General features: G+C 64.6%; 9 protein-coding genes. 6 read left to right on the plus strand and 3 right to left on the minus strand.

Going from position 1 to position 13,885, the window contains the following annotated elements; translation table 11 throughout:
- Positions 1 to 88: 88 nt before the first annotated feature.
- Complete coding sequence (gene hrpA, locus ACQS5P_RS03820; protein WP_428939580.1) at positions 89 to 4,072, plus strand: ATP-dependent RNA helicase HrpA; 3,984 nt, start codon at positions 89 to 91, stop codon at positions 4,070 to 4,072.
- Between the two features lie 56 nt (positions 4,073 to 4,128).
- Here hrpA and ACQS5P_RS03825 read toward each other — a convergent pair whose 3' ends face one another.
- Positions 4,129 to 4,596: a MaoC family dehydratase gene (locus tag ACQS5P_RS03825; protein WP_428939581.1), complete on the minus strand. Its 468-nt coding sequence runs from the start codon at positions 4,594 to 4,596 to the stop codon at positions 4,129 to 4,131.
- A 76-nt stretch (positions 4,597 to 4,672) separates the two neighbouring features.
- Here ACQS5P_RS03825 and ACQS5P_RS03830 point away from each other — a divergent pair, with 76 nt between their 5' ends.
- From ACQS5P_RS03830 to ACQS5P_RS03845, 4 genes are read left to right on the plus strand one after another with little or no spacing between them, the layout of a single operon-like run.
- Positions 4,673 to 5,902, plus strand: a complete 1,230-nt coding sequence (locus ACQS5P_RS03830) for an ABC transporter substrate-binding protein (RefSeq protein WP_428939582.1) — start codon at positions 4,673 to 4,675, stop codon at positions 5,900 to 5,902.
- Positions 5,899 to 6,978 (plus strand): Gfo/Idh/MocA family protein, encoded by a 1,080-nt coding sequence (locus tag ACQS5P_RS03835; protein ID WP_428939583.1) that lies wholly within the window; start codon positions 5,899 to 5,901, stop codon positions 6,976 to 6,978. The genes ACQS5P_RS03830 and ACQS5P_RS03835 overlap by 4 nt, the downstream gene beginning before the upstream one ends.
- A gap of 53 nt (positions 6,979 to 7,031) precedes the next feature.
- Positions 7,032 to 8,177, plus strand: a complete 1,146-nt coding sequence (locus ACQS5P_RS03840) for a CaiB/BaiF CoA transferase family protein (protein ID WP_428939584.1) — start codon at positions 7,032 to 7,034, stop codon at positions 8,175 to 8,177.
- Positions 8,174 to 8,848, plus strand: coding sequence for a BMC domain-containing protein (locus tag ACQS5P_RS03845; protein WP_428939585.1), 675 nt, complete (start codon positions 8,174 to 8,176; stop codon positions 8,846 to 8,848). Before ACQS5P_RS03840 ends, ACQS5P_RS03845 begins: the two co-directional genes overlap by 4 nt.
- 85 nt (positions 8,849 to 8,933) lie before the next feature.
- Here ACQS5P_RS03845 and ACQS5P_RS03850 read toward each other — a convergent pair whose 3' ends face one another.
- Positions 8,934 to 10,829, minus strand: a complete 1,896-nt coding sequence (locus ACQS5P_RS03850) for a chloride channel protein (protein WP_428939586.1) — start codon at positions 10,827 to 10,829, stop codon at positions 8,934 to 8,936.
- A gap of 314 nt (positions 10,830 to 11,143) precedes the next feature.
- On the minus strand, positions 11,144 to 12,478 hold the full coding sequence (locus ACQS5P_RS03855; protein WP_428939587.1) for a galactokinase family protein: 1,335 nt from the start codon (positions 12,476 to 12,478) through the stop codon (positions 11,144 to 11,146).
- Positions 12,479 to 12,583: 105 nt separating this feature from the next.
- Here ACQS5P_RS03855 and ACQS5P_RS03860 point away from each other — a divergent pair, with 105 nt between their 5' ends.
- Positions 12,584 to 13,870, plus strand: a complete 1,287-nt coding sequence (locus ACQS5P_RS03860) for a Gfo/Idh/MocA family protein (protein ID WP_428939588.1) — start codon at positions 12,584 to 12,586, stop codon at positions 13,868 to 13,870.
- Positions 13,871 to 13,885 lie beyond the last annotated feature (15 nt).

Below are 13,885 nucleotides of genomic sequence, written 5' to 3' on the forward strand. Positions count from 1 at the left end.
GGCAGACCCACCTGCGGTGCGGGGCCGCGTCGAATCCCACCCCGGGGCATAGAATCGACCCCGCAACGGAATTACAAACCCGGCGGCGATGCAACTTCAGGACCTGACCAGCCTCTACAACCTCTTGCCGCAGACCATGCTGCGCGACCGGCGCATCCTGCGGGCGCGCCTTCAGGCCGTCGAACACCGCGCACGCCAGCAAAAGCCCTTTGACCGGTCCCTCCAACGCCTCGTGCACGAGATCGAAAAGTCTGCCGCAGAGCTGGCTCGACGACAGGCGAACATCCCCAGGCCGACGTATCCCCAGGACCTGCCCGTCGTCCAGAAGCGCGATGAAATCGCCAAAGCCATCTCTGAGAATCAGGTCGTCGTGATCTGTGGCGAGACGGGGTCGGGCAAGACGACACAACTGCCCAAGATCTGCCTGGAGCTTGGGCGGGGTGTGAGCGGAATGATCGGTCACACGCAGCCCAGGCGAATCGCCGCCCGCTCCGTCGCCATGCGCATCGCCCAGGAGCTGGACACCCCCCTCGGCCAGGATGTCGGTTACAAAGTGCGCTTCTCCGACAAGCTCTCGGAGAACACGTATATCAAGCTGATGACCGATGGCATCCTGCTGGCCGAGACACAGAGCGATCCGAACTTCGAGCAGTACGACACGATCATCATCGACGAAGCGCATGAGCGGTCGCTGAACATCGACTTTCTGCTGGGGTATCTCAGGCAGCTTCTGCCCAAACGCCCCGACCTGAAGCTGATCATCACGTCGGCCACCATCGACCCGCAGCGCTTCAGCCGGCATTTCGACAATGCGCCGATCGTGATGGTTTCAGGCCGGACGTATCCGGTCGAGGTGCGCTATCGCCCGCTTCAATCGCAGGACCCCGACGAGGAAGACCTGGAGATGGAGCAGGCGATCCTGCGTGGAATCGATGAGTTGTGGCAGACCGGTGGGCCGGGGGACACGCTGGTTTTCCTTCCCGGCGAACGGGAGATTCGCGAGACCGCCGAAGCGCTGCGCAAGCATCATCCCCAGCAGACCGAGATTCTGCCGCTGTATGCGCGGCTTTCGGCCGATGAGCAGATGCGCGTTTTCCAGCCGCACACGCGGCGGCGGATCATCCTGGCGACCAACGTGGCCGAGACCTCGCTGACGGTTCCCGGCATCCGCTACGTGATCGATCCGGGGGTGGCGCGGATCAGTCGATACGCGCCGCGAACGAAGGTTCAGCGACTGCCCATCGAGCCGATCTCGCAGGCCAGCGCCGAGCAGCGCAAAGGTCGCTGTGGTCGCGTCAGCGAAGGCGTTTGCATCCGCCTGTATTCCGAGGAGGACTTCAATCGCCGCCCGCAGTACACCGACCCGGAAATCCTGCGCACGAACCTGGCCAGCGTGATCCTCCAGATGAAGGCGCTGAAGCTGGGCGACATTCACGAGTTTCCCTTCATCGATCCGCCGGACACACGCGCCATTCGCGACGGCTACCAGACCCTTCATGAGATCGGCGCCATCGACGAGAAGAACGAGTTGACCGAGATTGGCCGGATGCTGGCACGCCTGCCCATCGACCCGCGGATCGGACGAATGGTGCTGGCGGCGCGGGATGAAAACGTGCTGGAGGAGGTTCTGATCATCGCCGCCGCATTGAGCGTACAGGACCCTCGCGAGCGGCCGATGGACAAGCAGGGCCAGGCCGATTCGGCCCACGCGAGGTTCAGGGATGAGAGCTCCGACTTTCTCGGCTTCCTGAAGCTTTGGGACTGGTTCGGCGAGAACGAGCGGCATCTTTCCGGCAGCAGGCTCCGCAAGCTGTGCAAGGAGAGCTTCGTCTCATTCATCCGCATGCGCGAGTGGCACGACATTCACTCGCAACTGCGCGAAATCGTCGGCGAGATGGGATTGATTCACCGCAACCAGAGCAGCCCCGCAGCACAAGCCAACGGGCGGCCGGTGCGGCGGGATGATCGCGACGCGCGAACGACGGAGGCGATCCACCGCGCGCTGTTGTCGGGGCTGCTGAGCAACATCGGCGTCAGGGGCGACGGATTCGAGTACAACGGTGCGCGCGGCAGCAAGTTCCATATCTTTCCCGGCAGCGCGCTGTTCAACCGCAAGCCCGCGTGGCTCATGGCCGCGGAGCTCATCCAGACCACGAAGCTCTATGCGCGCACCGTCGCGCCCATCCGCCCGGAATGGATCGAGCGCATCGCACCGCACCTGCTGAAAAAGACCTGCTCTGAGCCCTACTGGCAACCGCACACCGGGCACGTGATGGCCTACGAAAAAGTGACGCTGTATGGCCTGACGATCGTACCGCGACGAGCCGTGCACTACGGCCCGATCGATCCGCGCACCTCGCGTGCGATGTTCATCCAGCACGCTCTGGTCGAGGGCGACTGGTACACCGACGGCAAGTTCTTCCGCCACAATCGCGAGCTGATCGAGCAGATCCAGACGATCGAGAACAAAGCCCGGCGGCGGGACCTGCTGGTCGATCAGCAGGCGATGTTCGACTTCTACGACAAGCGCATCCCCGCCAGCGTGTACAACGGCCCGCTGTTCGAGAAGTGGCGTCGCCAGGCCGAGGCGCAGGCGCCGCAGCTTCTGTTCATGACGACGCGCGATCTGATGCGCTACGAAGCGGACATCGCATGGGATCAGTTCCCCGATCAACTGCTCGTGAACGACATGGCCCTGCCGCTGGAGTATCGCCTGGAGCCGGGGCATCCGATGGACGGAGTGACGGTGACGATTCCGCTGGCGACGCTGAACCAGATACCGCCCGAGCCGTTCGAGTGGCTCGTGCCGGGGCTGCTGAAGGAGAAGATCCTGGCGCTGATCCGCTCGCTGCCCAGGACGCTGCGGACCAACTTCGTTCCCGCGCCGGACTACGCCGAGGCCGCCCATCGCGCACTGCGAGCCCGCGCGGGCTCGCTGCTGGATCTGCTGGCGGAGTTTCTGGGCAAGCAGTCGGGCGTGCAGATCTCACGGTGGGATTTTCAGCTCGACACGCTGCCGGATCACCTGCGGATGAACTTCCGACTTGTCGATGCCCAGGGCAGGGAAGTCGCGATCGGGCGGGATCTGGCTGAGCTTCGCCAGAAGGTTGGCGTCGCGGCACAGCAGACCTTTTCCGCCGGCGCGGAAAAGCACTTCCATCGCGACGGGATCACGCGCTGGGACTTCGGCGAGCTGCCTCCGAAAGTGCAGGTGAGCCGGCATGGGATGCAGCTCGTGGGGTATCCGGCACTGGTGGATGCCGGGACATCCGTGTCCCTGCGGGTGCTGGACACACCCCAGAGCGCCGCCGCCGCGACCCGCGCGGGGCTTCGCAGGCTGTTCATGCTTCAGCTCGCCGGAGAGATCAAGTCGCTGGCGCGCCGGCTGCCGATCGACGAGCTGTGTCTGCTCTACGCCTTGATCGGCGAAGAGAACGCCAGCGAGGCTGATCGCCGTGGAGTCCTCTGCGACGAGCTTCGCAACGACATCGTCACCGCCGCCGCCGATCGCGCGCTCTACCCCAACGAAACCGATGGCCCCGGGGACGTGCGCTCGAGGGATCAGTTCATCGACCGCGCCGAAGCGGCCTGGCGGAGATTGCCCGCCGCCGCCGACGAGCTGGTCGAGATCGCGCGAGGGGTGCTCGCGACGCATCAGTCGCTGCGGCTGCGGCTCGACGAGCCGTATCCCCCGCTGCTTCAGCCGTCGATCCAGGACATCCGCGCACACCTGAGCTCGCTGGTGCCCAGGGGATTTCTGCTGAGCACCCCGTCGAACTGGCTTGGGCACCTGCCGCGGTTCCTCCGGGCCATCGAAATCCGGCTGAAGAAGCTGACCAACGCCGGCCTGCCGCGCGACGTCGCCGCCATGCAGACCATTGCGCCGTTGTGGCAGCGGTACGCGGATCGGGCCGCGGAGCTGTCGCGCCGCGGCATTATCGATCCGCAGCTTCAGACCTATCGCTGGATGCTGGAGGAACTGCGCGTCTCGCTGTTCGCACAGGAGCTGAAAACCTCCATCCCGATCTCAGTGCAGCGATTGGAACGGCAATGGGCGATGGTCCAGAAGTAACTGCGTCGGCACACAACAGGCCAGGCGTGCAAGCGGACCCCGCACCCGGCGGAATGTCACATCGAGCCGGCTGCAATGCTGGTGTTACGCTTGCGCACCAGCAGCACGTGTTCGCAGGCCATCACGCACTCGCCCCGCTGGTTGATCACCTCGACCTTCTCCACGACGCGGCCGAACTGGGGGCGCTTGGGGTCGTCTTCCTTGGCCGCGATCGTCACCTGCGAGCGGATCGTGTCGCCGATGAACACCGGCTTGGGAAAACGCAGCCGCTCATAGCCGTACGTGAACGCCACAGGATTGATCACGCTGGCGGTCAACCCGATGCCGATGGTGAAGGTCATCGTCCCGTGGGCGATCCGCTGGCCGAAGGGCGTGGTTCGGGCGAATTCGGCATCGAGGTGATGCGGAAAGAAATCGCCGCTGTGCCCGGCATGAATCACAAAGTCGGTTTCGGTGATCGTCCGGCCGGTCGTGGTCCGGGTCGAGCCGATCACATAGTCTTCGTAGTAAAGTGTCTGTTCCATCGCAACTGCTCTTGATGTCCGTCTACAGGTTACCCGGATTTCACAGATTTGACACGCAAGGGCATAATCTGAGGCCATGAGCGCCAACCACCTGCGGATCGCCGTGCGGAAGTTCGGGCCGTTCGAGCAGGCCATTCGCCGGCAGTTCGACGAGTTCGTCAGGGCCGAACAGATCGAGGCCACGATGGGTTTCGATTCGCTGGAGCTGAACGACCTGCACCCGACGATCTTCGATCGCGGCGGCATGCTGGACGGCACGTACGACATCACCTTCATGGTGACCGACTGGCTCGCCGCCGCCGTCGAGCAGGGGCTGCTGGCGGATCTCGCACCACTGATGAAGGCAGACCCGCTGCCCGACTACCCCGCCGCCTGGAGTCGTTCGCTGACGAGCATGCCGCAGATCGACGGGCGGTTGTACGGCCTGCCGTATCACGACGGCCCCGAGGCATTGATCTACCGCAGCGATCTGATTGCCTCGCCGCCCAAGACATGGGATGAGTTTCTTGCGACGATGCAGCGTGTGGCCAACCCGACGCGCGGTCTGTGGGGCACGGTCGTAGCCGCCTACCCCGACGGGCACAACACCGTCTACGACTTCAGTCTCCATCTGTGGACCCGCGGCGGCGAGCTGCTGGATCCGGCGGGGAATCCGTCGCTCGACACGCCCGAAGCACGCCAGGCACTGGACTTCTACCGCAGGCTCGTGCGTAATCCCGCCACCGTCCCCAACGCCCGGGCGATTCATTCCGTGCCGGCCGGCGAACGCTTCATGCAGGGCGAGGTGGCCATGATGATCAACTGGTTCGGCTTCGCGGCGATGTGCCAGACCCTCAACGAATCGCGGGTTCGCGGCAAGGTCGGGATCGCGCCGATTCCCGCCGGTGCCCCGCCGCGCGGAGCAAGTGCCTCACTCAACGTCTACTGGATGCTTTCGATCGCCGCTGGATCGAAGAACAAACCGCTGGCCTGGCGATTCCTCAAGCACTGTGCCAGCGCCGAGATGGACAAGCTGCTGACGTTGGCCGGAGCAGTGGGTTGCCGGCTGAGCACGTGGAATGACCCGCAGGTCAACGCCGCCATCCCTTTCTTCAAGCAGCTTCCCGCGCTGCATGAGAACGCGCGGTCGTTTCCGCTGGATCGGCGATTCCCGGGTCTGGGTCAGGCGATCGAACGCGGCGTGCTTCGGGCCATCGACACGGACGATCCGGTCGAGTCGATCACCCGCGACATGCAAAGCGACGCGATGAACGCCTGGGCCGGCACGCCGCGCAAGGGACACAGCAACGGAGGGTCAGTCGCGTGAGTGAAAGCAGCCCACGGCATCCCTGGCAACCGCAGATGCCCCGCCAACCCCGGCCGATCGTCATCATCGGCTGCGGCGGGATCGTTCGCGACGCGCATCTGCCGGCCTATCGGCTGGCCGGCTTCGAGGTCGCCGGCGTCACCGACGTCGATCCGGACAAAGCCCAGGCGCTGGCGCGCGATTTTGGCCTGCGGCCAGTCGAATCGATCGCGCAGCTTACCCGATTGGCCGACGCGCCGGTCTACGATGTCGCAGTCCCCGCCAGCGCCATCCCCGCCGTCATCGAGCAGATCCCCGACGGCTCGGCCGTGCTCATCCAGAAACCGCTTGGCGAAAACCTGACACAAGCCCGGGCAATCGTCGAGCAGTGCCGTCGCAAGCGACTCATCGCCGCCGTCAACTTCCAGCTTCGCTACGCGCCGTACATTCTTGCGGCGCGAGATCTGATCGACCGCGGCGCTATCGGCGATCTGCACGACATGGAAGTCCGCGTCACCGTCTACATGCCCTGGCACCTGTGGACCTTCCTCGAGAAAGCCCCACGGGTCGAGATCCTCTACCACTCCGTCCACTACATCGATCTGATCCGCTCGTTCCTCGGCCAGCCGAAGCGCGTCCACGCGCTGACCGTCAAGCACCCCGACACGATCAGGCTCGACTCGACACGCACGAACATCGCGCTGGATTACGGCCCGGTGATCCGCGCCAACATCACCACCAACCACGGACACAAGTTCGGGCTGGAGCATCAGGAAAGCTACGTGAAGTGGGAAGGCACGCGCGGCGCCATCAAGGCGCGGCTCGGACTGCTGATGAATTACCCCAAAGGCGAGCCGGATGCACTGCAACTGTGTACGCTGAACGACGCCGGCGAACCCACCGGCTGGCGGGACGTGCCCTTCGAAGGTTCCTGGTATCCTCACGCTTTCATCGGCTCGATGGCCTCGATCATGCGTTTTGTGGAAGGATCAACCAGTCTGCTGCCCACGCGCGTCGAGGACGCCTTGCTCACCATGGCGGTGGTCGAAGCCTGTTACCAGGACAGCGCCCGCGGCGGAACCGAGGTGACGGTGTAGGCAATATCGACAGGTGCAATCCGCTCGGCTAAGTTTCCACAGACGCCCGGCCCATGAAACCGCTTGAAGGTCTGCTGGTACTGGACATGTCGATTTTCCTGGCCGGGCCACTGTGCGCGCTGCGGCTGGGGGATCTGGGCGCCCGCGTGATCAAGATCGAGCGCCCCGACGGCGGCGACCTGTGCCGGCAGCTCTACATCTGCGACACCGAGATCGACGGCGACTCGATGCTCTTTCATGCGATCAACCGCAACAAGCAGAGTTTCGCCGCCGACTTCAAAAACCCCGCCGACCTGCAACGCGTCCGCAAGCTCATCGCCCGCGCCGACGTGCTCGTGGCCAATTTCCGTCCGGGCGTTCTGGACAAATTCGCGCTTGACTATCCGTCCGTCCGCACGATCAACCCGGGGATCGTCTATGGTTCGATCAGCGGCTACGGGAACGCCGGACCGTGGAAGCACAAGCCCGGACAGGACCTGCTGGCCCAGGCGCTGAGCGGTCTGATGTGGCTCAGCGGGGATGGCCCGGCGGACGCGCCGCCCGTGCCGATGGGGCTGGCCGTCGCCGACATGTTCGCCGGGCACTTCCTGGCGCAGGGGATTCTGGCGGCGCTGGTTCGTCGCGGCAAAACCGGCAAGGGGGCGCTGGTCGAAACCTCGCTGCTCGAATCGCTCATCGACTTCCAATTTGAGGTCCTCACCACCCACCTCAACGACGGCGGAAAGCTCCCGCAGCGATCCGAGATCGGAAATGCTCATGCCTATCTGGCGGCACCGTATGGCGTGTATCGAACGTCGGACGGATGGCTTGCCGTGGCGATGAATCCGCTGGACCGACTGGCTGATCTGCTGGACCTGCCGGCGCTGCGCGGCATCAGCCGCCAGGACACCTTCCGCCGCCGCGACCAGATCAAACGCATCCTGGCCGACCGATTCCGATCCAACACCACCGCCCACTGGCTGGCGATCCTTGAGCCGGCGGATGTGTGGTGCTCAAAGGTGCTGGACTGGCCGAGACTGCTGTCGCACGAGGCTTTCGGCGTGCTCCAGATGACGCGCGAGCTGATTAGCGCCGGCGGCACGCCCATGCGCACGCTGGCCTGCCCCATCCGCTTCGACGGCCGACGCCCCGTCTTCGACCGCGCCGCGCCGCCGCTGGGCAGTCATACACGACAGATCATCGAGGAGTTCGGGCTGTGAACGATCAGGAATCATCCATCGGACTGATCGAGATCGGAAGCTGGACGGCGTCCCTGGCGGCGATCGACGCGGCGGAAAAGTCCGCGCACATCCGCGTCTTGCAGGTGGAACTCAACGACCTGCTGGGCACCAGCATCAAGATCGCCGGACCCACCGCCGACGTGCACACCGCACTGGCCGCCGCCCGTGCCGCCGCCGCCGCCCTCAACGCCAGCGTCGTTGTCGCGCCCATCAACCGCCCGCACCCGCAGTCGTCGCGGCTCTGGCCGGCCCAGGAAGAGTTCAACCCCCTGATCGAACAAAACGTGGTTCACGTGCCCCGACCCATCGCAGCCATGACCCAAAACATTCAGGACCAAGAGCAAACCATGCCCGATCAGCAGCAACCCCAACGCGATGCTCCCTACGCCATCGGATTCATCGAGACCCAGGGCTTCACCGCCGTCATCGAGGCGATCGACGCCGCCTGCAAGGCCGCCAGCGTCGATGTCGTCGGCAAGGAAAAGCTCGGCGGCGGATACATCAGCGTCGTGATCAGGGGAGACGTGGCGGCGGTCAAGGCCGCGATCGAGGCCGGCCGCGCCCACGTCGAAGGCCTGGGAAAACTCATCGCCGCCCACGTGATTCCCCGGCCCAGCCAGGCGGTGCTCTCCCTGCTGCCGCGCAGTTGATTTCACCACTTCGCGCGCGATTTGCAGCAGTTGTGTCACGCCCGCACCTCGCCGCGACGACTGCATGCGCGCGGACTCCCAGGTATCAGCCGCCGACGGCTTGTTGATAGGCCTTGAGCACGGCCGCGCGGCTGATCAACCCGATCACCTTGTGTGGGCTGCCCGCCAGGCAGACCGGCAGATGCGTCAGGTCGGTCTGCCAGAAGATCTCGAACACACCGGCCAGATCGTCCGTGTGTCTGATCACCGGCACGTCGCCGCGCATCAGCTCCTGGACGATCATCAGGGGCACGGCGTCGCGCTCCATCATGGCCAGATTCAGTTCCTGCGAGCTGACCATTCCGCGGTAGGCGCCGGCTTCGTCAATGACGACGAAGTTCATCGTGCCAAGCTGCGTCGTCAGGTCGATCAGGCGCTGGACCGAGTCTTTGGCCTGCACCACGGCGGCCGGCTCGAGCTGCACCTGTTCCACGCTCAGTCTTCTCAGGAGATTGAGTTCGCCGGTGCCGGCGAACTTGACGCCGCGCGTCCGCAGCGCCTGGGTATAGATGGAATGGGGATGGATGAGTCTTGCGGCGCCGGTGGCGACGACGGTGGCCAGCATCGCCGGCAGCGTAACGCGGTAGTCCTGGGTCAGCTCAAAGAGGATCAGGATCGACGCCAGCGGCGCGTGCACCACCGCCGCCAGCACCGCTCCCATGCCGACCAGCGCGTAGACCTCGGGGCGAATTTCGGCGAACCATCCCGTCTGCCGCAGCAGCACGCCCAGACATCCCCCGGCCGTGGCGCCGATAAACAGCGACGGGGCGATGATCCCGCCGCTGCCGCCGCTGGCCAGCGTCAGGCAAGTGGCCAGGATCTTCACTCCCGACAGAAACGCCAGCAGCAACAGCACCTTCGCCACGTCCATCTGTGCGTAGTACTGCCCGCCCAACAGCATCTGGATCACCCCGTATCCATCTCCGTAAAACGCGGGCATCGGGTAATGCTCAAACGCGAAGGGCTTTGGCTGGTGCAACAGCAGACGTCCAAAGATCAGCACATACGCAATGCCCACAACTCCGAGCAGCGCACCACCCAGCGCCGGTCGCAGCGCTGCGCCGCCGGGAAGCCAGCTCAGCCGCTTGAACCTGGCTTCGAAAATCGGCATGAGTTTGGTCAGAGTCACCCCCGCCAGGCCGCACATCAGCCCCAGAAATACGAAGTTGCCCACCTGTAGCCAGTCAATCAACTGCCCTGCCGTGCCGGCAGATGTGGAAGCGGGCATCGCGAAGATGGCCGGGTAATCCTGTCCTTTAATGCGGGCGAAGATGGCGCGGGTGGTGACGTTGGCGATGACGCTGGCGATGACCAGTGGCGTGAAGGTTCGGATCGAAAATTCCTGAAGGATCACTTCGAGGGTGAATACGACTCCGCCGATCGGAGAATTGAAGATCGCACTGATGCCCGCGGCGCTGCCGCAGCCGATGATGATCGGCATCTGGTGGCGGGCGAAGCGAAAGAGCTGCCCGACGCCGCTTGCGATCGCCGCCCCGATCTGCACGATCGGTCCCTCGGCGCCGCCGGATCCGCCCGTGCCGAGGGTCAGGGCGCTGGTGAAGATCTTTTCGATGGCGACGCCCGGACGGACAAAACCGCTGCTTCGCGCGACCGACTCGATCACGTCGATCACACCGTGCCCCTCGCCCGAACGCGTCACATAGCGGCTGACGATTCCCACCAGCAATCCACCCACGGCCGGAAACAGGATCAACAGCCCCAGTCCGTGGCCGTACAGCAGTTCCGCTCCGGCGTTTGCATACAGCAGATCGCGAATTTTGTAGATGAGTTCGTGAAATCCGACGGCGGCGAAAGCGGTCACAATGCCGATGATCGCGGCCGGGACGATCAGGAAGGAATCTTCGCGTAAACCGAAGCGGCGCAGCAGCCGCACGCAGACCACGCGCAGCCGCTCGCCCAGACCCGAGAGCAACACAAGCATGAGCCGGGCAACATAACGGCTGAAGGGCAATTCCGCCACGTGCAGCGGTTTGATGGGGAAGCGCGGCGTGCCCGCGTGCTACGGGCGTTTCGTCCGTGCGATGGCCTGTTGGCACGGGCGAGACGCGCGTCGGACCCGTACTGAGTGGCATGAAGTGATGAATAGCCCAGAGATCAGACTTCCCGCTTCGATCGCACCCTGCATGGCGGGGACGGCCATGCCACAACTGGCTCGGACGTGTCATGGGCGAGACGCCTGCGATACAGACGTGTCTGCTGCACCGACCTGGCTCGACGGTGCCATCGCCTGCGCGCTCAGGCTAAAAAGGGCGCGCCTGCGATTCGCTTGACCCAGGATTCGCCCGCTTCTGAGGAAATCAAAACCACGGCGGGTCCGGCGCGGGTCAGGAAGAATGTGGCGTTGTCGGTGTGCTGAGGATATCCGGCCAGGTAGGCTTGGCGCCAGGATTTGAGGAACTGATCGACCTGCTGGCGCCTGATCATGGCCCAGACGCTGCCGCCAAATCCCGCCCCAAACGCCGACGCCGCGATCGCCCCGCAATCGCGTGCCATGCGACACAGGTCGATCGTCTGTGGCACCTGATTGCCCAGTTTTATCTCAGCCAACTGCTGCGAGCGGGCGACAATCTGCCCAAGCGTCTGAAGATCGCCCCGCAATAAAGCTGCAGCAGCGGCGGGAATGAGTTGCTCGCTTTCCTCGAAGAACTGCTCGAAGCGGTCCAGCAGTGGCTGGTGATCAGCAAGCTGGCGCAGCGCGAGGCGCATTCGCTGCGGTGCGTCAGGCGAGCTGCGCACCGCCGCCGCCAGCGTGGGATCATTTCGACCGGTGGTTGAGTTCCAAACTTGCAGGACCTGAGTCGCCAGAGTTGAAGCCCGGTTGTACCTGCCCAGCGCCGAGCCGGTCTTTTCGGCGACCACGCCGCTAACCCCGATGGCGAAGATGCAATCGCGCGGCAGCGGCACATCCTGTTCATGGCGCACGGGACGGAAGGCGTACTGCCGCAGCATGCCCGGGCGGCTGCACAGTATGGCGGTGTGGTCCTGGCTGCCTCCGAATGTCCCAACCCCGCGGTCGCCAATCAGCCAGCCAAAGGTTTGTCCGTTCTCCACCGTCCCCAGATACCCAGCTAAATCTTCAAGCGTGTGAATGTTGGCCTGATATTCACTTCGATCCTGAAGGTGATTCACCGCGTGCAGCGCCAGAAAGATCGCCGTCACCAGTGAGCTGGAGCTGCTCAGCCCGGCGGCCGGGGGCAGGTCGCTGACGAAGGCGACATCGGCGCCGCGCAGTGGTCCGGGAAAGTTCCTGGCCAGGCGTCGTGCCACGGTCATGGGATAGTTGGACCAGTGCCCGCTCATCGGCACAAGCTCCGGGCTGAGGGTGAAAACGACGCGCTGATCGCCAGCAGCGTCGGTGATGCAGACATTGGAATCGTCGCGGCCAACCGCAGCCAGGCAGAATCCACGCTCGACGGCGCACACAAGGCTTCGTCCGCCGGCATAGTCGGTGTGCTTGCCCATAAACTCGATGCGTCCGGGGACAAACATCCAGTGCTGCGGCTCAGCGCCGAGGCATCGGGCGCAGCGAGCCAGCAGTTGTTCCTTCTTCGCCGCCTCGACGGCGCTCATCCCGCTGTGCCGAAATGTCTGTATAATCCGCTGCCACACGGGTCGAGTCTCCATCGCGCCGGGCCGGGTCGCTGGCACGGCCAGAGCTACAGGGATCTGTCATTTATGGCTCGTCAATCCCCGCGGTCCAGCGGCCAGTTGAATTTGGCGATCATCGGCATGGGCCACCGCGCCAGCCATTTCGCGCGGTTGCTGTGCGAGCTGGATCAGCAGATTCGCATTGCGGCGGCGGCGGACGAGCAGCCGGCCGAACAGGTCCGCGCGAGGATGCATCAGGCGCGGGTTCCCGACGCCGACGGTGTTGCACTGTTTTCCGACGCCGACGCGCTGCTCGAACATGCCGACGACTTTCACGCCCTGCTGATCGCCACCACCTGTGCAGCGCATGCCCCAATCGCGGTGAAGGCGGCGGGCAGCGGCCTGCCACTGTTTCTGGAAAAGCCCGTGGCGATCAGTTGGGAGCAGCTCCGCGCGCTGGCCGCCGCGTATGCCGGGCACGAGCACCGCGTCGTGGTCTCGTTTCCGCTGCGACTGACGATCCATGTCCAGACCGCCATCGACATCATCCGCCGCGGACGTCTGGGCGTGATCAACCAGGTTCAGGCGGTTAACAACGTTCCGTATGGCGGGGTCTACTACGGGCAGTGGTATCGCGACTACGACAAGACCGGCGGACTGTGGCTTCAGAAGGCCACGCACGACTTCGACTACATCACGCATATGCTGGCCAGCCGACCGACCATGATCGCCGCAATGCACAGTCGGCTGGCGTATGGCGGCGACCGGCCGGCGGGGCTGCGCTGCTGCCGGTGCGACCAGACGCAGACCTGTCCGGAAAGTCCCGCACATCTGGCGGCGCGCGGCGACGATGGCGGGACGCTCAATAGCGTCAGGCCCTGCCCCGACGCCGATCACGCCTGCACCTTTTCCAGCAGCATCCTGCATCAGGATGCGGGCAGCGCGCTGATCATGTATGAAAGTGGGGTGCACGCGTGCTACGCGCAGAACTTCATCTCGCGCCGTCAGGCGGGCAGGCGAGGGGCGCGGGTCATCGGCTACGACGCGACACTGGAGTTCGACTGGTACAGCGACCTGCTGAGCGTGATTGAACATCATCGAGGACGCATCGAGCAGTTGGAGGTTCGTGCCTTTGGCAGCCACGGCGGCGGTGATGAACAACTGGCGATGAACTTCATCGATGTAATCCGCGGGCGAGCCGCCTCCCGCGCGCCGCTGTCAGACGGCCTGCTCAGTGCCGCCATGTGCCTGGCCGCGCGCCAGGCCGCCAACAGCGGCATCGCCCAGCCGATCACGCCGCCCCACAGCAGCATCGAACAGCGCCGTCCCGGCCCGCCGGTCTGTCGCGGCGCCTCGACCATCGAACCAGACTGAGACCGCTGCTTCTGC

Origin of the sequence: Fontivita pretiosa, assembly GCF_050410795.1 — a bacterium.
GTDB lineage: Bacteria > Planctomycetota > Phycisphaerae > Tepidisphaerales > Tepidisphaeraceae > Fontivita > Fontivita pretiosa.

What these genes read in the sequence shown, in the direction of transcription:
- hrpA (WP_428939580.1), top strand. Translation starts at nt 89, where the DNA reads ATGCAACTTCAGGACCTGACCAGCCTCTACAACCTCTTGCCGCAGACC.
- ACQS5P_RS03825 (WP_428939581.1), bottom strand. Translation starts at nt 4,596, where the DNA reads ATGGAACAGACACTTTACTACGAAGACTATGTGATCGGCTCGACCCGG.
- ACQS5P_RS03830 (WP_428939582.1), top strand. Translation starts at nt 4,673, where the DNA reads ATGAGCGCCAACCACCTGCGGATCGCCGTGCGGAAGTTCGGGCCGTTC.
- ACQS5P_RS03840 (WP_428939584.1), top strand. Translation starts at nt 7,032, where the DNA reads ATGAAACCGCTTGAAGGTCTGCTGGTACTGGACATGTCGATTTTCCTG.
- ACQS5P_RS03850 (WP_428939586.1), bottom strand. Translation starts at nt 10,829, where the DNA reads ATGCTTGTGTTGCTCTCGGGTCTGGGCGAGCGGCTGCGCGTGGTCTGC.
- ACQS5P_RS03855 (WP_428939587.1), bottom strand. Translation starts at nt 12,478, where the DNA reads ATGAGCGCCGTCGAGGCGGCGAAGAAGGAACAACTGCTGGCTCGCTGC.
- ACQS5P_RS03860 (WP_428939588.1), top strand. Translation starts at nt 12,584, where the DNA reads ATGGCTCGTCAATCCCCGCGGTCCAGCGGCCAGTTGAATTTGGCGATC.